Origin of the sequence: Brevibacterium permense (assembly GCF_025506275.1) — a bacterium.
GTDB classification, from domain to species: Bacteria; Actinomycetota; Actinomycetes; order Actinomycetales; family Brevibacteriaceae; genus Brevibacterium; species Brevibacterium permense_A.
In genome coordinates, this window is record NZ_QYCP01000087.1 from 47,861 (window position 1) to 70,003 (window position 22,143).

18 protein-coding genes are annotated in these 22,143 nt (G+C 65.5%); 12 read left to right on the plus strand and 6 right to left on the minus strand.

Features of this window, described 5'->3' with window-relative positions; translation table 11 throughout:
• The first annotated feature begins 27 nt into the window (after positions 1–27).
• Positions 28–2,772, plus strand: a complete 2,745-nt coding sequence (aceE, locus tag D3I60_RS09740; RefSeq protein WP_262775970.1) for a pyruvate dehydrogenase (acetyl-transferring), homodimeric type — start codon at positions 28–30, stop codon at positions 2,770–2,772.
• A gap of 25 nt (positions 2,773–2,797) precedes the next feature.
• Here aceE and D3I60_RS09745 read toward each other — a convergent pair whose 3' ends face one another.
• Positions 2,798–3,577 (minus strand): IclR family transcriptional regulator, encoded by a 780-nt coding sequence (locus D3I60_RS09745; protein ID WP_139907129.1) that lies wholly within the window; start codon positions 3,575–3,577, stop codon positions 2,798–2,800.
• Between the two features lie 162 nt (positions 3,578–3,739).
• On the opposite strand from D3I60_RS09745, the gene D3I60_RS09750 reads away from it, so the two are divergent.
• From D3I60_RS09750 to D3I60_RS09760, 3 genes are all read left to right on the plus strand, one after another.
• Positions 3,740–5,119 carry an NAD-dependent malic enzyme gene (locus tag D3I60_RS09750; RefSeq protein WP_262775972.1) on the plus strand — a complete coding sequence of 460 codons (1,380 nt, stop codon included), beginning with the start codon at positions 3,740–3,742 and terminating at the stop codon, positions 5,117–5,119.
• A gap of 109 nt (positions 5,120–5,228) precedes the next feature.
• Positions 5,229–6,536 carry an HpcH/HpaI aldolase/citrate lyase family protein gene (locus tag D3I60_RS09755; RefSeq protein WP_262775973.1) on the plus strand — a complete coding sequence of 436 codons (1,308 nt, stop codon included), beginning with the start codon at positions 5,229–5,231 and terminating at the stop codon, positions 6,534–6,536.
• Between the two features lie 34 nt (positions 6,537–6,570).
• Positions 6,571–7,395 (plus strand): bifunctional allantoicase/(S)-ureidoglycine aminohydrolase, encoded by an 825-nt coding sequence (locus D3I60_RS09760; RefSeq protein WP_262775974.1) that lies wholly within the window; start codon positions 6,571–6,573, stop codon positions 7,393–7,395.
• A 108-nt stretch (positions 7,396–7,503) separates the two neighbouring features.
• On the opposite strand, the gene D3I60_RS09765 is transcribed toward D3I60_RS09760, so the two are convergent.
• Positions 7,504–8,979: a malate:quinone oxidoreductase gene (locus tag D3I60_RS09765; protein WP_262775976.1), complete on the minus strand. Its 1,476-nt coding sequence runs from the start codon at positions 8,977–8,979 to the stop codon at positions 7,504–7,506.
• 214 nt (positions 8,980–9,193) lie between these two features.
• Here D3I60_RS09765 and D3I60_RS09770 point away from each other — a divergent pair, with 214 nt between their 5' ends.
• The 3 genes from D3I60_RS09770 (at position 9,194) to D3I60_RS09780 (ending at position 12,780) form a co-directional block, all read left to right on the plus strand.
• On the plus strand, positions 9,194–10,255 hold the full coding sequence (locus D3I60_RS09770) for a pyridoxal phosphate-dependent aminotransferase (protein WP_262775977.1): 1,062 nt from the start codon (positions 9,194–9,196) through the stop codon (positions 10,253–10,255).
• Positions 10,256–10,257: 2 nt separating this feature from the next.
• On the plus strand, positions 10,258–11,664 hold the full coding sequence (locus D3I60_RS09775; protein ID WP_262776096.1) for an FAD-binding oxidoreductase: 1,407 nt from the start codon (positions 10,258–10,260) through the stop codon (positions 11,662–11,664).
• A gap of 108 nt (positions 11,665–11,772) precedes the next feature.
• Positions 11,773–12,780: an isopenicillin N synthase family dioxygenase gene (locus D3I60_RS09780; RefSeq protein ID WP_262775979.1), complete on the plus strand. Its 1,008-nt coding sequence runs from the start codon at positions 11,773–11,775 to the stop codon at positions 12,778–12,780.
• 9 nt (positions 12,781–12,789) lie between these two features.
• On the opposite strand, the gene mmuM is transcribed toward D3I60_RS09780, so the two are convergent.
• Positions 12,790–13,725 (minus strand): homocysteine S-methyltransferase, encoded by a 936-nt coding sequence (gene mmuM / locus D3I60_RS09785; protein ID WP_262775980.1) that lies wholly within the window; start codon positions 13,723–13,725, stop codon positions 12,790–12,792.
• A gap of 21 nt (positions 13,726–13,746) precedes the next feature.
• On the opposite strand from mmuM, the gene tgt reads away from it, so the two are divergent.
• A complete protein-coding gene (tgt, locus tag D3I60_RS09790; RefSeq protein ID WP_262775982.1) occupies positions 13,747–15,003 on the plus strand; it encodes a tRNA guanosine(34) transglycosylase Tgt in 1,257 nt (418 codons plus the stop codon).
• Positions 15,004–15,179: 176 nt separating this feature from the next.
• Here tgt and D3I60_RS09795 read toward each other — a convergent pair whose 3' ends face one another.
• Positions 15,180–15,941: a queuosine precursor transporter gene (locus D3I60_RS09795; protein ID WP_262775983.1), complete on the minus strand. Its 762-nt coding sequence runs from the start codon at positions 15,939–15,941 to the stop codon at positions 15,180–15,182.
• Positions 15,922–18,504 carry a M3 family metallopeptidase gene (locus tag D3I60_RS09800; RefSeq protein WP_262775984.1) on the minus strand — a complete coding sequence of 861 codons (2,583 nt, stop codon included), beginning with the start codon at positions 18,502–18,504 and terminating at the stop codon, positions 15,922–15,924. The genes D3I60_RS09795 and D3I60_RS09800 overlap by 20 nt, the downstream gene beginning before the upstream one ends.
• A gap of 95 nt (positions 18,505–18,599) precedes the next feature.
• Here D3I60_RS09800 and D3I60_RS09805 point away from each other — a divergent pair, with 95 nt between their 5' ends.
• Entirely contained in the window at positions 18,600–19,670 is a 1,071-nt protein-coding gene (locus D3I60_RS09805; protein ID WP_262775986.1) for an AI-2E family transporter, read from the plus strand.
• A 15-nt stretch (positions 19,671–19,685) separates the two neighbouring features.
• On the opposite strand, the gene D3I60_RS09810 is transcribed toward D3I60_RS09805, so the two are convergent.
• Positions 19,686–19,904 (minus strand): hypothetical protein, encoded by a 219-nt coding sequence (locus D3I60_RS09810; RefSeq protein ID WP_262775987.1) that lies wholly within the window; start codon positions 19,902–19,904, stop codon positions 19,686–19,688.
• A 57-nt stretch (positions 19,905–19,961) separates the two neighbouring features.
• Here D3I60_RS09810 and D3I60_RS09815 point away from each other — a divergent pair, with 57 nt between their 5' ends.
• The 3 genes from D3I60_RS09815 (at position 19,962) to D3I60_RS09825 (ending at position 22,030) form a co-directional block, all read left to right on the plus strand.
• Positions 19,962–20,486, plus strand: a complete 525-nt coding sequence (locus D3I60_RS09815; protein ID WP_262775988.1) for a GNAT family N-acetyltransferase — start codon at positions 19,962–19,964, stop codon at positions 20,484–20,486.
• Positions 20,487–20,563: 77 nt separating this feature from the next.
• Positions 20,564–21,322: an aquaporin Z gene (gene aqpZ / locus D3I60_RS09820; protein WP_262775990.1), complete on the plus strand. Its 759-nt coding sequence runs from the start codon at positions 20,564–20,566 to the stop codon at positions 21,320–21,322.
• Between the two features lie 186 nt (positions 21,323–21,508).
• A complete protein-coding gene (locus tag D3I60_RS09825) occupies positions 21,509–22,030 on the plus strand; it encodes a M23 family metallopeptidase (RefSeq protein ID WP_262775991.1) in 522 nt (173 codons plus the stop codon).
• Positions 22,031–22,143: the final 113 nt, after the last annotated feature.

A 22,143-nucleotide genomic window follows, 5' to 3' on the forward strand; every position in this document is an offset into this window, starting at 1 on the left:
CGGACCCCGTGAGAAGGAAACCCCGATATGACACAGGACACAACCTCGGCGAGTCCGAGGGGATACGTCGACGAAGAGGTCGATGAGTGGATCGAGTCCTGGGAAGGGCTCGTCGACGCGCGCGGAACCCAGCGCGCGGGCGAGATCATGGAGGCGCTGCGTGCACGCGCGGCCACGAACTCCGTCGCCCAGCCCAAGGTCACCACCACTGACTACGTCAACACCATCCCCGTTGACCAGGAGCCGTTCTATCCCGGCGAGGAGAAGGTCGAGCGCCGCTTCCGCAGATGGCTGCGGTGGAACGCCGCCATGCTCGTCCATCGGGCGCAGCGGCCCGAGATCTCCGTGGGCGGGCACATCTCCACCTACGCCGGTGCCGCCACGCTCTACGAAATCGGATTCAACAATTTCTTCCGCGGTCAGGACCATCCCGGCGGCGGCGATCAGGTGTTCTTCCAGGGCCATGCCTCACCGGGAATGTACGCCAGGGCGTTCCTCGAGGGCCGTCTGACCGAGGCCGACCTCGACGGGTTCCGGCAGGAGGTCTCACGTGCCCCGCACGGACTGAGCTCGTATCCGCACCCGCGGCTGATGCCGGAGTTCTGGCAGTTCCCGACCGTGTCGATGGGTCTGGGCCCGATCAACGCGATCTACCAGGCGCAGATGAACCGCTACCTCCACAACCGCGGCATCTCCGACACCTCGGATCAGCGGGTGTGGGCGTTCCTCGGCGACGGCGAGATGGACGAACCCGAATCGCGCGGCGCCCTGCAGCTGGCCGCGAACGAAGGGCTGGACAACCTCACCTTCGTCATCAACTGCAACCTCCAGCGCCTCGACGGACCCGTGCGCGGAAACGGCAAGATCGTCCAGGAGCTCGAGGCGACCTTCACCGGCGCCGGCTGGGACGTCATCAAGGTGCTGTGGGGCCGCGAATGGGACGACCTGCTGGCCAAGGATCGCACCGGCGACCTCGTGAAGATCATGAACGAGACCCTCGACGGTGACTACCAGACCTTCAAGGCCGAATCCGGCGGATTCATCCGCGACAATTTCTTCGGCCGGACACCTGCGACGAAGGGGCTCGTCGACCACCTCTCCGACGACGACATCTGGAACCTCAAGCGCGGCGGCCACGACTATCACAAGGTCTTCGCCGCCTACCAGAAGGCCGTGAACACCAAAGGCAAGCCGACCGTCATCCTCGTGCAGACCGTCAAGGGCTACGGCCTGGGCACGACGTTCGAGTCCCGCAACGCCACGCACCAGATGAAGAAGTTCACCGCCGACGACGTCAAGGCCTTCCGCGATCGGATGGACATTCCGATCAGCGACAAGGTCATCGACGAGGACCCGTATGCGGTGCCCTACTACCACCCGGGCAAGGATTCCGAAGAGATCCAGTACATGCTCGACCGTCGGCGTCAGCTCGGCGGATTCCTGCCGGCGCGCAAACCCGAGCACAATAAGATCACCTTGCCTGTGCCCAGCGACAAGGCGTTCGCGCAGACGAAGAAGGGCTCGGGGCAGCAGATGGCCGCCTCGACGATGGCCTTCGTCCGGCTGCTCAAGGACCTCATGCGAGAGAAGGGGCTGGGCGAGCGGATCGTGCCCATCATCCCCGATGAGGCCCGGACCTTCGGCATCGACGCGTTCTTCCCGACCGCGAAGATCTACAACCCGAACGGGCAGAACTACCTCGCCGTCGACCGCGAGATGTTCCTCTCGTACAAGGAGGCCACGAGCGGCCAGCTCCTCCACGTGGGCATCAACGAGGCCGGTGCCGCGGCCGGATTCACCGCCGCGGGAACCGCGTACTCCACCCACGGCGAACCGATGATCCCGATCTACGTGTTCTACTCGATGTTCGGGTTCCAGCGCACCGGTGACGCCTTCTGGGCCGCCGGCGACCAGATGACCCGCGGGTTCATCATCGGCGCCACCGCCGGCCGGACGACCCTGACCGGTGAGGGCCTGCAGCACGCCGACGGACATTCCCCGGTGCTCGCGGCCACGAACCCGGCCGTGCGCGTCTTTGATCCGGCCTTCGGCTACGAGATCGGGCATATCGTCCGCGACGGTCTGCATCGCATGTACGGCGAGCACGACCTCGGCGAGGACGAGCGCAATGTCATGTACTACCTCACCGTGTACAACGAGCCGATGCTCCAGCCGGCCGAACCGGAAGCTGTCGACGTCGAGGGCATCCTCAAGGGCATCCACCGCGTCGCCGAGGCGGCCCCCGGCGACCGTCCGCAAGCGCAGCTGCTCGCCTCCGGTGTGGCCGTGCCCTGGGCTCTCGAAGCCCGGGGCCTGCTCGCCGCCGACTGGGGCGTCGACGCCGCCGTGTGGTCGGTGACCTCGTGGGCGCAGCTGCGCCGCGACGGCCTCGAATGCGAAGCCGCAGAGCTCAACGCCGCCGACGGCACCGAGGCGGCCGACCGTGTGCCTTACGTACGTCAGAAGCTGGAGGGTCAGCCTGGCCCGATCGTGGCCACGAGCGATTTCGACTCCACCCAGCCGGATCTCATCCGGCCGTACCTGGACCACGATTTCGCGACGCTCGGCGCCGACGGGTTCGGCTTCTCCGACACCCGTGCCGCCGCGCGCAGGCACTTCAAGATCGACGCGCATTCGATGGTCGTGCGCACCCTGCAGCTGCTTGCCAAGCGCGGTGAGGTCGATGGGTCCGTCCCCGCCGAGGCGGCTCGACGTTATCGTCTGAACGACGTCAACGCCGGCACCTCGGGAACGGCCGGCGGAGACTCCTGACCCGGTTCGGGAGCTGAAGCCAGAGTCAGCGGCCGCTCTGCATCTCTGCGGAGATGCGGGCGGCCGCGTCTTTGAGCAGGGGTACGGCGCGATCGGCGAACGACTGGTCGACGCGACTGATCGGTCCCGATACGGAGATCGCCAAAGGAGCGGGGGAGTCCGGGATGGCCATGGCGAAGCAGCGCACGCCGAGCTCCTGCTCCTGCTCGTCGATGGCATAGCCGCGCTCACGGATGCGACCGAGCTCGGCCTCGAGGTCTTCGATCGTCCCGATGCTGTATTCCGTGGGGGTGGGCATTCCGGCGGTGGCGGCGATATGCCGCACCTGCTCGGATTCGAGCCCCGCGAGGATGGCCTTGCCGACCCCGGTGGCGTGCATATGGGCACGGCGTCCCACCTCGGTGAACATCCTCATCTGGCGTTCGGAGGCAACCTGATCGACGTAGACGACCATGTCTCCGTCCATCGTCGCCACGTTCGCCGACTCCCCGAGCTCGGCGACGAGCTCGCGCAGATAGGGGCGGGCGACGGCACCGAGCTGGGATCCGGCGATATCGCCGAGTCGCACCAGCCCGGGGCCGAGCGCATAGCCGCGGTCGGGCAGCTGTCGGACCACACCGAGGTTGACGAGGGTGTTGAGCAGACGATGGATCGTCGGCAGGGGAAGATTGACGTCCGCGGCGATATGGCTCAGCGTCGCCGATCCTGCGGAGTTCGCGATGCACTCCAGCAGTCCGAACGCGCGTTCGACGGACTGCACGCCGCCCTTGGACTGACGGATCGCCGGGGTGTCCTTGCTGCTCATCGAAGTTCCTTAATCTGTGGTGAGTCTCGGCAGTGAAACTCCGTTCAGTCTAGTCCTGAAATGGAAGAAACTTTCCGAATCCACTGACACCGTCTAGTATTTCCACTAGGCAGAAGTTACTATCCATAATACGGAAACTCGATATCAAGGAGGATATTACCCATGGTCGCCACCAGCCCCGGATACTCCATCACTCTGCGCGTCGGCACCGAGGTCGGTCAGGCCTCGACATCCGACCTCGTCGCCGCGGCCGCCGCCACCGGCGCGTCAGTCACCGCCCTCGACGTCGTCGAGTCCACTCCGCACTCGGTCATCATCGATGTCAGCGCCGATACCCGCGATGTCGCCCATGCCGACGAGGTCTCCGACGCGCTGGGCGCCCTGCCCGGGGTCGAGGTCCACAAGGTCTCGGACCGGACCTTCCTCCTCCACCTCGGCGGGAAGCTCGAATCCACCCCGAAGGTGCCCCTGCGCAACCGAGACGACCTCTCCCGCGCCTACACCCCGGGTGTGGCCCGCGTGTGCAAGGCGATCGCTGAGAACAAAGAGGATGCGCGTCGGCTGACGATCAAACGCAACACCGTCGCCGTGGTCACCGACGGCACCGCGGTGCTCGGCCTCGGCGATATCGGCCCCGAAGCGGCCATGCCGGTGATGGAGGGCAAGGCCGTGCTGTTCAAGCAGTTCGCCGATGTCGACGCCTGGCCGGTGGCCCTCGACACGAAGGACACCGAGGAGATCATCTCCATCTGCAAGGCCATCGCACCGGCCTACGGCGGAATCAACCTCGAAGACATCGCTGCCCCGCGCTGCTTCGAGATCGAGGCCCGGCTGCGCGAGGAACTCGACATCCCCGTCTTCCACGATGACCAGCACGGCACCGGCGTCGTCACCCTCGCCGCGCTGAAGAATGCGCTCAAGGTCGTCGACAAGAAGATCGAGGACCTGCGCATCGTCGTCTCCGGAGTCGGCGCGGCCGGCAACGCCATCATCCGCCTCCTCCAGGTCGCCGGTGCCACAAACATCATCGCCTGCGGCCGTGACGGGGCGATCGGCCCGGACACGACGGTCGACACCGAGCACAAGAGGTGGCTGCAGGCGAATACGAACCCCGAGGGCTTCTCCGGCACCCTCAAGGAAGCCGTCGTCGGCGCCGACGCGTTCATCGGCGTCTCCGCTCCGAATGTGCTCGACGGTGACGATATCGCGGCGATGAACAAGGACGCGCTGGTCTTCGCCATGGCCAATCCCGACCCCGAGGTGGACCCCGTCGAGGCGGCGAAACACGCAGCCGTCGTGGCCACCGGCCGCAGCGACTTCCCGAACCAGATCAACAATGTGCTCGCGTTCCCGGGAATCTTCCGCGGACTCCTCGACGCCGAAGCTCGCGACGTCGATGAGAACATCATGGTCGCCGCCGCCGATGCCATCGCCTCGTGCATCCCCGAGGACGAACTCCACCCCGGCTACGTGATCCCCTCCGTGTTCGATCCCGAAGTCGCGAAGAAGGTCGCCGAGGCGGTCGCCCGGGTCTCGTCCTGAAACCCCAGAGAGCCTTGCGTGCCTGGGGGCGGAGAATGAGAGACAATGGGGCCAGGTCAGGCATCGCCGCCTCGCCGTCGAACCCCGTGCAGAGAAAGAGAATGTGAAAGTGGAACGATCAACACTCGCCGATATCGACTCACTGCTGGGAGACACGGACGAGCTTCTGACGACCGCGTATCCCGGTGATCGCGACGTCCGCCAGCCCGTGCACACCGTGTACGTGCCCGGACACCGCACGAGTGCGGACCTGCCGTACCAGTGGGGGCAGCAGGCGCTCGAATGCGTCGAGGCCCATGGCGGAATGCTGCAGCTGGCCGAACGCGTCATCACCGCCGCCCGGAAGGAATCCGGTCCCGCGAACCCCGGCCAGGTGCCCAGCATCCACCAGGTGGCAAGGGAGGCCGAACTCCTCGCCGAGGCGGTCACTGCGAAGCTCGAACGTGAGCCGATCGAGGACCTGAGGCTGGACTTCGAAGACGGGTTCGGCGACCAGGGGGATGAGACCGAGGATCGGTGGGTCGTCCAAGCCGCTCGCGATGCGGTGGCCGGCCGCTCGGAGAAGGCAGCCCCCGGCTTCGTCGGCATCCGGTTCAAATGCATGGAGTCAGCGACCCGGGAACGCGGTCTGCGCACTCTCGACCTGTTCCTCTCCGAACTCATCAAGGCGAGCGGCAGCCTGCCGGAGAATCTCGTGCTCACCCTCCCGAAGGTCAGCACCGTCGATCAGGTCCGGGCGATGGTACTCGCCGCACGAGCGCTGGAAGCCGAGCACGGCCTCGGCGAAGGGAGCATCACCTTCGAGATCCAGGTCGAGACCCCGCAGCTCGTGCTCGCCGCCGACGGCACCGTGCCGCTGGCGACGGCGCTGCAGGCCGGGGCCGGGCGCGTGACTTCGCTGCACTACGGAACCTACGACTATTCGGCGTCGATGGGCGTGGCCGCAGCCTACCAGGCGATGGACCATCCGGTCGCGGATTTCGCGAAGAACCAGATGATGCTCGCCGTCGCCGGCACCGGAGTCCACCTCTCCGACGGGTCGACGAACATCCTCCCGCTCGGCGAACCCGCAGAGGTCCACCACGCGTGGGCGCTGCACGCCGGCCTCGTCCGCCGCCACCTCAAACGAGGGATCTACCAGGGCTGGGATCTGCACCCGCACCAGCTGCCGACCAGGTTCCTGGCGACCTTCGCCTTCTACCGCGAAGGCGGGCCACGGGCGGCTCAGCGGCTGCACGACTACGTGTTCAAGGCGGATTCGACGGTCCTCGACGAACCCGCGACCGCGAAGGCGCTGGCCCGCTACCTCGACAGGGGACTCGTCTGCGGAGCCCACACCGAGGAGTTCGTGACTTCGCGGACGAATCTCAGCCTCACCCAACTCGGGCAGCTCGCCCGCACCGGCTCGCTCGACTGAGCCCACTGACCACCGACCGAAGGAGACCCCGCCCATGACGACGACCGACCCGTACACCTACTGGGCCCCGACCGGCGGCCACCCGCCGCAGTCCGATCTGCTCACCGACCGTGCCCTCGTCACCGAGGCCTATACGGTCATCCCGCGCGGAGTGATGCGCGATATCGTCACTTCGAATCTGCCCGAGTGGACCGGGACCCGGTCGTGGGTGCTGAGCAAGCCCGTGGCCGGGGGAGCGGTGACGTTCTCGCAGACGATCCTCGAAGTCGCGCCCGGCGGCGGCTCGCAGGCGCCGGAACCGCAGCCCGAGGTCGAAGGTTTCCTCTTCGTCATGGCCGGAACGCTCGAGGTCACCCATGAGGGCACTGTGCACACGCTGACTCCGGGTGGGTTCGCGTTCCTGCCCGCCGGATCGACGTGGTCGGCGACGTCCACCGGCACCGAGGCGGCCCGCTTCCACTGGGTGCGCAAACGCTACCAGCCCGTGGCGGGACTGACCCCTGAGGCGAAGTTCGGCAACGAAGCCGATGTCGAACCGTCGCCGATGCCCGGAACCGACGGCCGCTGGCGCACGACCCGCCCGCTCGACCCGGACGACCTCGCCTACGACATGCACGTCAACATCGTCACCTTCGAAGCCGGAGCGGTCATCCCGTTCGCGGAGACACACGAGATGGAGCACGGCCTCTACGTGCTCGAAGGCAAGGCCGTCTACCGTCTCAACGGCGACTGGGTCGAGGTGCAGGAGGGCGACTTCATCTCCATGCGCGCCTTCTGCCCGCAGGCCTGCTACGCCGGAGGGCCCGGACGCTTCCGCTACCTGCTGTACAAGGACGTCAACCGCCAGGTCGAGCTCTGAGGTTCTCGACGCTCCTAACTCCTGAGGGAACGTAAGAAGCGGCTGGCCGGAAAGGATTCCGGCCAGCCGCTTCTCCTGTATGTCAGTCGGCTGAGTGCGTCAGTACACTCAGATGAGCTGCAGGGTCCGCGAGGTGTACTCGGAGACCTCCTTGAGCAGCGTCTCGTCATCGACGAGGTCGCGGCCGAGCGACGGGATCATGTCCTTGAAGTTCTTCTCCCAGCCCGCGAACTCGCGCGGGAAGCAGGTCTTGAGGAGTTCGATCATGATCGGCACCGCGGTCGAGGCTCCTGGCGATGCACCGAGCAGGGTCGCCAGCGAACCGTCGGCGGACGAGATGAGCTCGGTGCCGAACTGGAGGACGCCGCCCTTCTTCGGATCCTTCTTCATCACCTGCACGCGCTGACCGGCCTGGATGAGTTCCCAGTCGGCGGGGTCGACTGAGGGGATGAAGGTCTGCAGGGCCTCGAAGCGGGCCTTCTTCGTTGCGGCGAGCTCACCGAGGAGGTACGTGACGAGGTCCGTGTTGTCCTTGGCGACATTGAGCATCGTGCCGATGTTGTTTCCGCGCACGGACAGCGGCAGATCGGTGAAGCGGCCTTTCTTGAGGAACTTCGGCGAGAAGCCGGCGTAGGGACCGAACATCAGGTAGTCCTGGCCGTCGACGACACGGGTGTCGAGGTGCGGCACCGACATCGGGGGAGCATCCTGAGCGGCCTGGCCGTACACCTTCGCCTGGTGGCGGGCGACGAGATCCTGGTTCGCGGTGCGCAGGAAGTAGCCGGAGACCGGGAAGCCGCCGTAGCCGCGTCCCTCCGGGATGCCGGACTTCTGCAGCAGCGGCAGTGCACCGCCGCCGGCGCCGACGAAGACGAACTTCGCGCCCACCTGGTGGGTCTCGTGCGAGAGCAGATCCTTCACGGTGAGAGTCCAGCCGTCCGAGGAACGGTCGAGGTCGGTGACCTGGTGGCTGGTGCGCACAGTCGCGCCCTTGGCGGCGACGTAGCTGAGCAGCTGAGACGAGAGAGAGCCGAAGTCGACGTCGGTGCCCTGCTTGATGCGCGAGATGCCGTTGACCTGTCCGGGGCCGCGGCCCTCGAACATCAGCGGCAGCCATTCGGCCTGAGTGTCCGCGTCCTCGGTGTATTCCATGTCCGCGAACAGCGGATTGCGCACCATCGTCTCGTAGCGGTTCTTGATGTAGTCACGTCCCTTGTCGCCGCGTCCGTAGCTGACGTGGGCGATGGGATTGATGAAGGTCGACGGATCGGTGATGACACCGGTGTCGACGAGGTGCGACCAGTACTGGCGCGAGTGGTGGAACTGCTGGTTGATGTTCGAGGCCTTCTCCAGGTCGATCCGACCGTTGGAGTCCTCGGGGGTGTAGTTGAGTTCGCAGAGTGCGGCGTGGCCGGTGCCGGCGTTGTTCCAGGGGTCGGAGCTCTCCGTTGCCACATAGTCGAGCTTCTCGTAGACACGGATGTCCCAATCGGGCTGAAGTTCGGTCAGCATGGCGCCCAGAGTGGCGCTCATGATGCCGCCGCCGATCAAGACGACGTCGACTTTTTCCTGCGGTGAGGGCATTTGGACTCTCATTCCTCGTCTCTGACTACATGTATTCGTCTCTCAGGGTACTCTCCGGCATCGGCTCACCTGTAACCCGGGAGGAGGGAACGAAGCGTCGCGAGAGCATTCTCACAGCGGATGGACGTCCGCCCTGCCCGCCTTTATCCGACCATTCGGACGCTTTGGCAAGACAGTCTGTGTTGCCCGCCACAAGATATGCAACTATGGGCACATGTCCAAACGTTTCCTGCTCCGTGACGCGCTCGCCGAATTCCCTCCCTACGTTCCCGGCAAGCCTCCCGTCGCATCCCCCGGCCTGACCCCGTACAAACTGTCGTCGAACGAGAACCACCTGCCGCCGCTGCCGGGTGTCGTCGAATCGGTGGCATCCGCCTCGGCGGTTCCGGGGAACTATCCCGATCCCACCGCGGCCGCGCTCGTGGCCGATCTCGCCTCCCACCTCGATGTCGAACCCGCCGAGGTGGTCCCCGGCGCTGGGGCCTCCGAAGTCCTCACGGCGCTGACGAACATCACCCTCGAAGCGGGCACATCCGTGGTCTATCCGTGGCCGTCGTTCGAGATGTACCCGATCCTCGCCTCGGCGCGGGGCGCGGAGAAGCGCCCCGTCGACCTGCTGGAAGACGGTCGCCACGACTTCGCCGGGCTGGCCGCTGCGATCGATGACACGACCCGCCTCGTGCTGCTGTGCTCGCCGAACAATCCGACCGGTCCGACGATCACCGATGCCGAACTCGAGGGATTCCTCGCCGAGGTGCCCGAGTCCGTCATCGTCGTCCTCGACGAGGCGTACCTCGAATTCGCCACCGAGGCGGCCGACTCCCTCGCCGCTCGCGCCAAGCACCCGAATCTCGTGCTCGCCCGCACCTTCTCGAAGGCGCACGGCCTGGCCGGTCTGCGCGTGGGCTTCGGCATCGCCGACGTCGAGATCGCCTCGGCGATGCGACAGGTCATCGCCCCGTTCTCCGTCACCGCTGGTGCCCAGGCCGCCGCCCGGGAATCCCTGGCACGCGTCGACGAGGTGGCCGTGCGCGCCAAGGAAGTCGCTGCGGTGCGCGACCGGTTCGCTCACGATCTGCGGGAGCTGGGTCTGTCCGTGCCCGATGCTCAGGGCAACTATGTGTGGATCGCGCTCGACCCCGAGGCGGCCGTCGCCTTCGAAGGCGAGTGCGCGAAGCAGGCCGTGGCCGTGCGTCGTCTGCAGGGCGGGGTGCGTGTGAGCATCGGACCCGATGAAGCACTGGAGCGCGTGCTCAAGGTCGCCGCGTCGCTGTGACGATGAGTGCGGAGACGACGGTGGGCACGGATCTGGACGGACTTGCGGCCGAGCTGAGCGAGGGCGCCCTGGTCACCGATCGGGATGTCATCGAATCCTATTCGTCGGATAAGGCCCTGTTCTGTCCGGTGGGGACCGCCTCGGCGCTCGTGCGAGCGGCCGACGTCGATGATGTGGTCGCGGTGATGCGCTTCGCCACCGTGCATCGGATCCCGGTCGTCACTCAGGGTGCCAGGACGGGTTTGTCGGGGGCGGCGAATGCCATCGAGGGGGCGATCCTGCTCAACGTCGCGAAGCTGAACGCGATCGTTGACATCGACGAGGTGAACCAGACCTGCCGTGTCCAACCCGGTGTCATCAACCAAGATCTCAAGACCGCGCTGGCGGAGCATGGACTGTCGTATCCGCCGGATCCGGGGTCGGTGGCGATCTCCACGATCGGCGGGAACGTCGCGACGAACGCCGGCGGCATGTGCTGTGTGAAGTACGGGGTGACGCGAGACTATGTGCGCGGTCTGACCGTTGTCCTCGCCGATGGGACAGTGACCCGGTTGGGTCGACAGACGGCGAAGGGAGTGGCCGGTCTCGATCTGGCGGGACTGTTCGTCGGGTCCGAGGGGACTCTGGGAGTCATCGTCGAGATCACCCTCGGGCTCAGACCTCTGTTGGCGCCGCCGGTGACCGGTGTCGGGATCTTCCCTGACATGGAATCGGCCGGGCATACGGTCTCTGAGTTCATGGCTTCCGGGGCGGCCCCGTCGATGCTCGAGCTCATGGACGGAGGCACCGTGGGCATGATCAATGCCTATGGTGATTTCGGGCTGCCCGACGGGGCCGGTGCCCTGTTGTTGGTGCAGTCGGATGCTCCGGGGCACGCCGGTGTGGCCGAGCTGGAATCGTTCGAGGCGATCGCCACAGCGCAGGGCGCCGATGAGGTGTTCTTCTCCGACGACCCGGCGGATTCGGAGATGCTCGTCGCGGCACGTCGGGCGGTGTCCCCGGCGATGGAGAAATATGTATCCGGGATCGGTGGGGGAGAGCTCATCGATGATGTGTGCGTTCCTCGGTCCCGCCTCGGCGAGTTCTTCGCCAGGTTGGATGAGATCGCGGCCCGGCATTCGGTGGAGGTGTCCACGGCCGGGCATGCCGGGGATGGGAACATGCATCCGAGTGTGCTCTTCGATGCTCAGGATGAGGCGAGCGTGGCCGAGGCGAAGGAGACTTTCGCTGAGATCATGCAGCTGGGTCTCGATCTGGGTGGGACGATCACGGGTGAGCACGGGGTCGGGTTTCTGAAGAAGGACTGGCTGGTGCGCGAACTCGATGCGGGTGCGCGGGCGCTGCAGACCTCGATCAAGGCGGCGGTGGATCCGTTGGGGATCCTCAACCCGGGCAAGATGCTCGGCTGATTCTCCTCTTCATGTCTCGGATTGTGACGGTTCGCGACCGACTGTGACCGGTCGCGGCCGGCCCTGTCTGGGCGCGGCCTAAGGTGCTGGGAAAAGAGAGGAATCCCCATGACGCTCACCCAGCTGCCCGTTCTCGACCTCAGCCTCGCCGATGACCCCTCGACCGCCGAACAGTTCCGCGAGGACCTGCGTCGCGTCACTCACGAGATCGGCTTCTTCTATCTCACCGGCCACGGCATCCCCGACGCCGAATTCAGCCGCATCATCGATGTCGCCGGCCGCTTCTTCGCACTGCCCGAGGACGAGAAGCTCGCGATCGAGAACACGAACTCCCCGCATTTCCGCGGCTACACCCGCACCGGCGGCGAACGCACCCAGGGCCGCGTCGACTGGCGCGAGCAGATCGACATCGGCCCCGAACGCGCACCCGTGGCCGAACCGGTCAACGACTTCGACCATCTCATCGGACCCAACCAGTATCCTGAATCGATGCCCGAGCTGCGGGAGGCCACGGACTCCTGGCATGGGCAGCTGAGCGAGGTCGGCGCCCGCCTCCTCGAACAGTGGGCGCTCAGCCTCAGCCAGCCCGGCGATCATTTCGCCGACGCTTTCGCCGAGGATGCCGAGTCCTTCATCAAGATCGTCCGCTATCCCGAAGCCGAGTCCGAGTCGGTGACACAGGGTGTGGGCGAGCACCGCGACGGCGGCACCCTCACCCTGCTCTACCCGCAGCCGGGCACCACCGGACTGCAGGTGCTCACCGACGACGGTTGGATCGATGCCGATCCGATCGAGAACACCTTCGTCGTCAACATCGGCAAACTCCTCGAAGTCGCCACGAACGGCTACCTCAAGGCCACCATCCACCGGGTCCTGCCGACAGGTCCCGGCCAGGACCGGATCTCCATCCCGTTCTTCTTCAATCCGGCGCTGAGCGCCCGCCTGCCCGAGGTCGAGTTGCCTGCCGAACTCGCCGCCGAGGCCCGCGGGGTCACCGACGACGAACGCGACGCCCTCCACGCCGTCTATGGAGAGAACGCCTTCCTCTCCCGACTGCGCTCCCACCCGAACGTCGCCGAGAAGTACTATCCGGAGCTCGTCGGCGCTCAGGTCTGAGGGATCGCGTCAGCGGCGGGTCCACTCCGACAGCTCTGCGATGTCGTCCGGGCGGACCCGGCAGCAGCCGCCGATGATCCGTGCGCCGAGGTGGGTCCACTCCGCCACCGGCCACGACCCGACGCCGGGCTCCGCGCCGTCGTGCCATGTCAGAGTGTCCGCGTCGTAGGTCTCACCAGAGTTCGGGTAGGCGATGAGCGGCAGGTCAGTGTGCTTGGACAGTTCGGTCAGCGCCGGGGTCACGAGGGAAGGGCGAACGCAGTTGGCCCCGATCGCATTCACGCTCGCCGAGGCGGCCACCGCCTCGGCGAGCTCCGCCATGGTGCTGCCGTCTGGCATGGTCGGGGCAGTCGTGTCCGTGGTGCCCTGTAGAGTCACGGTCACCCAAGCCGGAAGGCCGATGTCCTCGGCCAGAGCGATGAGTGCGCGGATCTCATCGAGGCGCGGTTGGGTTTCGATGGCGAGCAGGTCCGCACCCGCCTCGGCGAGGGCTTCGATGCGCGGACGATGGAAGGCGGTGTAATCCTCGGGACTTCGGTGATAGCTTCCCGTGTACTCGGCGCCGTCGCCGAGCGCCGCACCATACGGGCCGACGGACCCGGCGATGAGGATTCTTGCGCCTGCTGCGGCACTGCGATCTGCCGCAGCGCGCGCGATGCGCACGCTGACGCCGATGAACCGGCTGCCCTCCTCGCCGCTGATTCCCGCCGCGGCGAACCCGAGCGGCGTCGCCTGGTAGCTCGCGGTCGTGAGTATCCGGGCTCCGGCGTTCGCGAAGGCGGTGTGCACGGCGCGCAGGGTGTCGGGGTCACGGCGGATGAGCTCGGCCGACCACAGTGCGTGGTCGAGGTCGATGCCGCGATCCTCGGCGGCACTGCCCAGCCCGCCGTCGATGACGATGGGGGCGGCCGCCTCGGCGTGGGTGAGCATCTGGGTGAACGTCATGGACTTAGTTAAGCTTGTCTGGTGACTACAGACGAAACTCCGGCAGCATCCGAGACCGCCCCTATCAACGACCGATCGCAGTTCGGTTTCGAGGTGGGCACCCGCATGGACACGGGCGGCCGCACCGGAGTCATCCGCACCCCGCACGGCGGCATCCAGACCCCCGCGTTCATTCCCGTCGGCACGAAGGCCACGGTCAAGGCCGTGCGCCCCGACGAGGTCGCCGAACTCGGCGGACAGGCGGTGCTTTCGAACGCGTACCACCTCTACCTGCAGCCGGGATCGGACCTCATCGACGAGGCCGGCGGGCTGGGGAAATTCATGAACTGGCCCGGACCCACATTCACCGACTCCGGCGGATTCCAGGTGATGAGTCTCGGCTCGGGGTTCAAGAAGGTCATCTCGATGGAGTCGACGGGGGAGCAGAACGACGAACTCGTCGCCGTCGGCAAGGAACGGCTGTCGAACGTCGACGATGACGGGGTCACGTTCAAGTCCCACCTCGACGGATCGATGCACCGGTTCACGCCGGAGATCTCGATGCGGGTGCAGCACGAACTCGGCGCCGACATCATGTTCGCCTTCGATGAGCTCACCACGCTGGTGAACACCCGCGGCTACCAGGAGGAATCGCTCGAACGTACCCGGCTGTGGGCGATCCGCTGCATCGAAGAGCACTTCCGTCTCACCGAGGAGCGATCGCACCGGCCCTACCAGGCGCTCTTCGGGGTTCTGCAGGGTGCGCAGTACGAAGATCTGCGGCGCAAGGCCGCCCGCGACCTGGGCGCGATGGACTTCGACGGCTTCGGCATCGGCGGTGCACTGGAGAAGGAGAACCTCGGCATCATCATCCGCTGGGTGTGCGAGGAGCTGCCGGAGAACAAGCCGCGGCACCTGCTCGGCATCTCCGAACCCGACGATCTGTTCGAAGCGATCAAGACCGGCGCGGACACCTTCGACTGCGTCTCGCCCTCCCGCGTGGCCCGCAACGCCGCGATCTACACCCGCGACGGCCGGTACAATCTCACCGGCGCGAAGTACCGCCGCGATTTCGGCCCGCTCGATCCCGACTGCACGTGCTACACGTGCCAGAACTATTCACGGGCGTACCTGAGGCACCTGTACAAGGCGAAGGAGATGCTCTTCTCCACCCTGTGCACCATCCACAACGAGCACTTCGTCGTCTCGCTTGTCGCCGAGATCCGCCAGGCGATGATCGACGGCCGCTTCGACGAGCTCGAAACCGAGGTCCTCGGCCGCTACTACGCGAAGAAGTAGCGGTGCTTCCGGCGGTCGCTGCCGGCCCGTACCGGTCAGTCATCGACTTCTGATCAGCACATCGAGTTCTACCCCGATGACCTGATCAGAAGTCGATGTCGGCCAGGGACGAAACTCGATCACACTCGTCGGTAACCGCTTTCCGTACGGGGCCGGCCACTGTGCGTCCGGTCGGCCTAAGCTTCAGCCGCGTCGAGTTCGTAGCTGGGTTCGTGGCGTTTGACGAGCTTGATGACCCGGTAGGTCACAGGCAGGAAGATTATCTCGACGGCGACCTTGTATACGAAGCCGACGATGATGTAGTTGAGGAAGTCGAGCCCCGGGATGACACCGGCGAAGGCGATGATGCAGAACAGCAGCGTGTCGACGAACTCGCCGACTCCGGTCGACGTGAGCAGCCGCACCCACAGCTTCGACTCGCCCATGCGCTTCTTCACCGCCACGAGCACCCAAGAGTTGAGCAGCTGGCCGACGAAGTAGCCGACGAGGGAAGCCGCGACGATGCGCGGGTAGAAGCCGAGCACGGCGGCGAAGGCGTCCTGGTTCTCGTAACCGGGCCCCGGAGGCGAGATGAGTACGAGCCAGAAGACGAAAGTGGCCAGGATCTGCAGAGCGAATCCGGTGATCACGGCCTTACGAGCGGCTTTGAAGCCGTACACCTCGCTGATCACATCGCCGAGGATGTACGCGATGGGGAAGAGGAACGCGCCGCCGTCGGTGACGATCGGACCGAAGCCGATGACCTTCGTGGCCGAGATGTTCGAGACGATGAGCACCGCGCAGAACACGGCGAGGAAGACCGCATAATAGCGGCCCCGGGAGGAAGCGAATGCTGCGAATCGTGCAGCCGAGGTGGTGGTGTGCGCCGGATCGGTGGTGCGATCCGGCTGCCCAGACTCAGACTCTGAACGACCAGACTCAGGACTCTTCTGCGACAACGGTGATTTCCTTCCCTCCGGTGACCGTGAGCAGCTGCTCATACGTCAGGGGCACCATCGAATTCGGTGTCCCCGCGCCGGCCCAGAGAACAGGATAGTCCTTCAGCGACACATCGACATAGGTGGGAATCTGCCCCGGGTGCCCACAGGGAGCGACCCCGCCGATGACCTGCCCCGTGGCCTCGCGCACGAGTTCCTTCGACGCCCGGTCGAGAGAATCGACGCCGATGAGTTCGGCGACATGCGCGGTGTCGACCCGGTGGGCGCCCGAGGCCATGATGAGCACGGGGTCGCCGCCCGAGGAGAAGATGAGGCTGTTCGCGATCGCCCCGACCTCGATGCCCAGAGCTTCAGCCGCTGCGGTTGCCGTCGGCGTCGAGCCGTCGAAGATCTCGATGCGCGGATCGATGCCCGCAGCCGAAAGATCGGCGGCGACCGCCTCGTGGTTGGGGTGGTCCCACCTCGCCGAGGCGGCTCCGGACTCGGTCTCGGTCGTTGCCTCCTCGTCCTCTCCGTCGACCTCGGTCACGGGTTCCGCGAGGCCGCGACGGCGCAGCAGCGGGGCGACATCCGGACGGGTGCCGAAGAAGCGTTCGATCGCCGCCATCGGGTCGACCGAATAGCCGGGGGCAAGGATCGCCTCGCGGAAGGCATCTCCGGCTTCCCGGTTGAGTCCGCCCTGGGACTCGAACCATTCGCTCACCCAAGCGGCGATGACTTCGGAGTAGAGGTAGGAGTAGTAGCCGGCCGCATACCCGGAGGCGAAGATGTGCCCGAAGTAGGTCGACCGGTAGCGCGGCGGAACGAGCGGCGAGAAGCCGGCCGCGGCGAGCACCTCCGATTCGAAGGACAGGACTTCGGTGATGTGCTCTCCGGCCTCGAGCGAATGCCAAGACAGGTCGAGCATGGCAGCGGCGAGGTATTCGATCGTGTCGAAGCCCTGCCCGAACTTCTCTGAGGCGATGAGTGCGTCGACGAGCGCGGCCGGCATCGGCTCGCCCGTGTCGACCTGCTTGGCGAAGTGGGGGAGGACCTGCGGGTGGAAGCGCCACATCTCGTTGAGCTGGGACGGGAATTCAACGTAGTCGCGGGGGACGGCGGTGCCGGCCGTCGACGGGTAGGTGGAGTTCGCGAAGAGCCCGTGGAGGACGTGGCCGAATTCGTGGAAGAACGTCGTCAGCTCGGTCGGATTGAGCAGAGTGGGCCGGCCAGGGCCGGGCTTGGCGAGGTTGAGCGAGAGGGTGACGACCGGCAGCAGTCCGGTCAGCCTGGAGGCCGGAACCAGCTGGTCCATCCAGGCTCCGCCGCGCTTCGTATCCCTGGAATACGGGTCGATGAGCACGAGGCCCAAGGGACGCTCGTTGACGTCGGTGACCTCATAGACGCGGACATCCTCGTGCCAGGCGGTGACACCCTCGTACGGGGCGAAGGTGATTCCGTACAGTCCGGTGGCGGCCCGGAAGACGCCTTCGGTGAGGACGGTGTCGAATTCGAAGTACTTGGCCACCTCGTCGGGGTCGATGCCGAATTCGTCGGCGCGGAACTTCGCAAGGTAGTACTTGACGTCTTCGGACGCGACCGTCTCGAGGCCGTAGCGCTCCTTGACCTGCGCAAGTTCCTCATCGAGTTGGGCATTCGCGGGATTGATCAGGGAGGAGACGATATCGGCAGCGGCATCGGGGTTGCCGGCCGTCTGGTTGTCGATGGCGAAGGACGAATAGGAAGGGTATCCGAGCAGATGCGCCTTCAACGCACGCAGCGCCGTGGTGTCAGCAACCTGGGTGCGAGTGTCGCCGTCGCCGCCGCGGGATCCACGGGCCATCGAGTTGTTCAGCACATGGCGGCGGGTCTGTGCTGTGCTCAGGGATTCGAGCACGCCCTGTTGGGTGAAGTTGTTCAGCGGCAGCAGGTAGCCGTCGACGCCGCGCTCGGCGGCACGATTCGCCGCTGCCGCGATCTGATCGTCGTTCATCCCGGCCAGGGAATCGGCCTCGCTGAGGTGGACGGCCAATTCGCGCGTATCGAGCTGCAGCGCACGGGAGAAGGAGTTCTCCAAAGTGGTCAGTTCGGCCGCGATCGTGGCCATCTGCTCGCGTTCGTCCTCGCCGAGGCGGGCTCCCGCTCGCACGAACTGATCGATGGTCAGTTCCTGCTGACGCTTGTCCTCGGGGTTGAGGTCGGAGACCGAGACCTGTTCGATGCGGTGGAAGAGGTCGACGTTCAGCAGGATCTCGGTTTCGGTGGCCGACAGGAGCTCCCAGGTCTCGGAGATGGCGTCGGTGAGTTCGGGACGCAGGTGATTCGACTCGATGGCTGCTGCCACGGAGGCGATTCGGGTCATCGGCACGGACGCGGATTCGAATCTCACCGTGGTGGAGAAGAACGTGGACTCGGCGCCGTCGGCGACGATCGCAGCCACCTCGGCGCGGGCGAAATCTGTGGCCGTGTGAACCGCTGTCAGCAGCGTCTCCGGGGTGACTGCGGCGAAGTCGGGCAGCGAATAGTCGGTCTGCGGGTCGAGGAACGCTTCCCAGACATCGATGCTGTTCGGATCTGCGCTCATTCTCGACGATTCACTTTCTCAAACGGTTGGGGGTTCGCTCCGATCCTAACGTGAGTCGACCGACCAGTGCATGATCGCTGGTTACACTGGGTTCCATGGGCACTGGGCAGGGCAAGTCCCTCACACTCAACAGCGCGTTCCGGCTCGGTTTCACCGGCGCCCTGGGCGTCGGGTTGGCGATCGTGGTGATGACGGCGTTGCAGTCCTCGGCGACCGTGATCATCTATATCGGTCTGGCGCTGTTCCTCGCTCTCGGGCTCGAGCCGATCGTGCAGTGGCTCGTCGACCGCAAAGTTCCGCGGTCGCTGTCGGTGCTCATCGTCGTCGTGGCCTTCATCCTCATCGTCGTCGGTGTCGCACTGCTCATCGCGCCGGCCGTGATCAGTCAGATCCAGACGTTCGTCGCGGATCTGCCCGGGATCGTGGCGAACCTTGCCACGACCGGGTGGGTGACGGAGCTCGAGGAGCAATTCACCGGCGCGATCGACATCAATGCGGTGTTCGCCAACATCTCGGAGTGGGCCTCGGATCCGAAGAATGTGCTCTCCCTCGGCGGCGGCGTCGTGTCGATCGGGGCGGGAATCCTCAGCTTCCTCACCGGCGTGATCATCGTCGTCATCCTCACCATCTACTTCGCCGTGTCCATGCCGACGACCAAATCCGCGATGTTCTCCCTGGTCGCGGCCTCATCGCGGCCGACGGTCGAGTCCGTCACCGAGGAGGTCACTCGATCCATCGGACGCTACGTCCTCGGTCAGGTGTCGCTGGGTGTCATCAACGGCGTATGCTCGGCGATCTTCCTCACCATCATCGGCGCCCCGCTGCCGGCGCTGTTGGCGTTCGTGGCGTTCCTCGCCTCGCTCATTCCCCTGGTCGGCCCGATCACCGGGGCGATCATCATCACCGCTTCCTGCCTGATGGTTTCGCCGGGGCTGGGCATCACAGCCGGAATCTACTACCTCGTGTACATGCAGGTCGAGGCGTATCTGCTCAGCCCGCGCATCATGAACAAGGCCGTCGACGTGCCCGGTGCACTCGTCATCATCGCCGCGATCGCCGGCGGAACCCTCGGCGGTGTGCTCGGTGCGGTGGTCGCGGTGCCGGTGGCCGCCTCGGCGCTCATCATCATCCGCAAGGTCGTTGTCCCGGCGCAGGCGAAGAAGTAGGGCTGGCCTCGGTCGTCAGGGCTGTTGCTCGCCGTCACCGGCGTCGAAGCGGGTGATGATGACGTGGATGATGAGCTTGACGATGTAGTATGCGCCGAAATAGGCGACGGCACCGTAGAGCAGGGTGATGAGCAGGTTCCCGTCGCCGAGGCGGGGCAGCGTGATGAATACGGCCGCGGTGATCGCCGCGAGATACGGGATCAGACGGAGAACGGGAGACTCGGGTTCGCTCATGGTGGCGAGTCTAGCAACGGGACAGTGAAGCACTGTCGCGGGATCGAGGTGGAACTCATGGTTGAGACTGCATGGATGGCACGCCGCGATGAGCCGGTCCCCGAGGAGGTGGAACGGCTGCTGGCAACCGTGCCCGAATGGTTCGGGCGGCCGGAGTCGAACGCTGAATACATTGCCGACGCGCGGACCATGGAGACCTGGACTGTGCGCGATGCGAAGGGGCGGGTCGTCGGGGTCACCCTGGTGGCCCATCATTTCCCGCAGAGCAGTGAGATCCACCTGGCGGTCGTCGACCGGGAAGTCCATGGCGGGGGAATCGGGTCCGCGATGGTCGAGGCAGTGAGGGCTGACCTTCGCGAGCGTGGAACAAGGCTACTTGAGGTGAAGACCCTCGGCCCTTCGCACAGCGACCCGCATTATGCACGCACCCGCTGCTTCTACCAGAAGATGGGCTTCCTGCCGGTGGAGGAGACCGACCTGTGGGGTGAGTCCACACCGTGCCTGATCATGATCATGCCGCTCCGACAGGGCGCCGACCCATCAGTCCAGGAAGAACAGCAGGAGAAAAACAGCGCAACTTGAGCTCAATCGCTGAGACATGGTTGTAGTATGGGAATCAGCATAGAATATGGTGTGCATCACAGATAGGATGACTCGTCATGGCTGTCCAGCAGAAACCGTCACTTCTCTCCAAGCTCTTCGCTGAATTCCTCGGCACATTCGTTCTCGTCTTCGGTGGCTGCGGTGCGGCTGTATTCGCGGCGAAAGTGGTCGGCGATGACGGGATCAACATGGGAATCGGATTCCTCGGAGTTGCCCTGGCCTTCGGACTCACCGTCGTCGTCATGGCCTCCGCCGTCGGGCACGTCTCCGGCGGCCATTTCAATCCCGCGGTGACCTTGGGCTGCGTGCTCGCGGGCCGGACACCGCCCAAAGACGCCGTTCCTTACTGGATCACCCAATTGGTGGCCGGCATCGTCGCTGGTGGAATCGTGCTGCTCATCGCCTCGGGCAATCCCGACTATTCGCTGGCGGAGGACGGACTGGCTACGAACGGCTACGGAGAGTTCTCCCCGAACGGGTTCTCTCTGGTCAGCGTCCTCATCGCCGAGTTCATCCTCACCGCCGTCTTCCTCTACGTCATCCTCGGGGCGACCGATGACCGAGCTCCGGTTGGAATGGCTCCGCTGGCGATCGGCCTCTCGCTCACGCTCATTCACCTCGTCGCCATTCCGATCTCGAACACCTCGGTCAATCCGGCGCGGTCCTTCGGAGTCGCGGTGTTCGCTGGCGGGGATGCGCTCGGCCAAGTGTGGGTGTTCTTCCTCGCGCCGCTTGCCGGAGCGGCCGTCGCCGGCCTCACCTACAACCTTCTGTTCCCGAAGGCTACCGAAGTTCCCATCACCGAAGGCGGATGACTCTGCCGCCCTGGCCCGCGGAACCACCGGCTTTTGGGCATGTACTGCTGCGAGCAGTGGAAGCGCGTGATGCCGCCATGGCCGGGCAACTGTCGACCGATCCATATGTGCCGCAGACGAGTTCACTGCCAGGAAACGCCACCGTGCAGGAGGCCAGTGATTGGGAGAGGCGTCAGCAGGATCGTCATGCACAGGGGACTGGCTTCGTTCCGGTCGACGGCTCTGGGAGTTCGGCGCCCTTCGCCGTCGGTTCCCCTCCTCCGTCCGGAATCCCCGGCGAACTTCGTCGGCTTCGGCTGTCCGGTGCTCTCTCCGGTCGCAGGAACTGTCGCGGCCTCCCACGACACTGAGCGTGATCATCTTTCCTACCGCGGTGTTCCTTCGATCGGATACTCGCTGACACAGGCCCGCCGTGTCCGGTCGGCCTGGCTCGCACTCGCCGGCAACCACGTCATGATCAGATGTGTCGGCGGTGTGGTCGCGCTCTGCCATCTCCAGCATCTCAGCTCACGAGTTCGGGCAGGACAGCACATTGAGATCGGAGACGAGATCGGCCGGTGTGGAAACTCCGGAAACAGCACGGAACCGCACCTCCACGTCCAAGCGACCGACCGTGTCGACATCGATGACGCCGTGGCTGCGCGCATCGCGTTCAGAGGCGTCTTGCCGTCGAACGGTTCGATCATCTCGGGAGGGACGCTCGAATGAGAGGCCGGATCAGGCGTCGACAGCCCCTACGAGGAGCACCGCAGCGACCACCCCTGTGAGTCTGTGCTCTCTCTGCAGCCCCACGCTCACTCTGCAACCCCATGGAGCGGGCA

What these genes read in the sequence shown, in the direction of transcription:
- aceE (WP_262775970.1), top strand. Translation starts at nt 28, where the DNA reads ATGACACAGGACACAACCTCGGCGAGTCCGAGGGGATACGTCGACGAA.
- D3I60_RS09745 (WP_139907129.1), bottom strand. Translation starts at nt 3,577, where the DNA reads ATGAGCAGCAAGGACACCCCGGCGATCCGTCAGTCCAAGGGCGGCGTG.
- D3I60_RS09750 (WP_262775972.1), top strand. Translation starts at nt 3,740, where the DNA reads ATGGTCGCCACCAGCCCCGGATACTCCATCACTCTGCGCGTCGGCACC.
- D3I60_RS09760 (WP_262775974.1), top strand. Translation starts at nt 6,571, where the DNA reads ATGACGACGACCGACCCGTACACCTACTGGGCCCCGACCGGCGGCCAC.
- D3I60_RS09765 (WP_262775976.1), bottom strand. Translation starts at nt 8,979, where the DNA reads ATGCCCTCACCGCAGGAAAAAGTCGACGTCGTCTTGATCGGCGGCGGC.
- D3I60_RS09770 (WP_262775977.1), top strand. Translation starts at nt 9,194, where the DNA reads ATGTCCAAACGTTTCCTGCTCCGTGACGCGCTCGCCGAATTCCCTCCC.
- D3I60_RS09775 (WP_262776096.1), top strand. Translation starts at nt 10,258, where the DNA reads ATGAGTGCGGAGACGACGGTGGGCACGGATCTGGACGGACTTGCGGCC.
- D3I60_RS09780 (WP_262775979.1), top strand. Translation starts at nt 11,773, where the DNA reads ATGACGCTCACCCAGCTGCCCGTTCTCGACCTCAGCCTCGCCGATGAC.
- mmuM (WP_262775980.1), bottom strand. Translation starts at nt 13,725, where the DNA reads ATGACGTTCACCCAGATGCTCACCCACGCCGAGGCGGCCGCCCCCATC.
- D3I60_RS09800 (WP_262775984.1), bottom strand. Translation starts at nt 18,504, where the DNA reads ATGAGCGCAGATCCGAACAGCATCGATGTCTGGGAAGCGTTCCTCGAC.
- D3I60_RS09805 (WP_262775986.1), top strand. Translation starts at nt 18,600, where the DNA reads ATGGGCACTGGGCAGGGCAAGTCCCTCACACTCAACAGCGCGTTCCGG.
- D3I60_RS09810 (WP_262775987.1), bottom strand. Translation starts at nt 19,904, where the DNA reads ATGAGCGAACCCGAGTCTCCCGTTCTCCGTCTGATCCCGTATCTCGCG.
- D3I60_RS09815 (WP_262775988.1), top strand. Translation starts at nt 19,962, where the DNA reads ATGGTTGAGACTGCATGGATGGCACGCCGCGATGAGCCGGTCCCCGAG.
- aqpZ (WP_262775990.1), top strand. Translation starts at nt 20,564, where the DNA reads ATGGCTGTCCAGCAGAAACCGTCACTTCTCTCCAAGCTCTTCGCTGAA.
- D3I60_RS09825 (WP_262775991.1), top strand. Translation starts at nt 21,509, where the DNA reads ATGCACAGGGGACTGGCTTCGTTCCGGTCGACGGCTCTGGGAGTTCGG.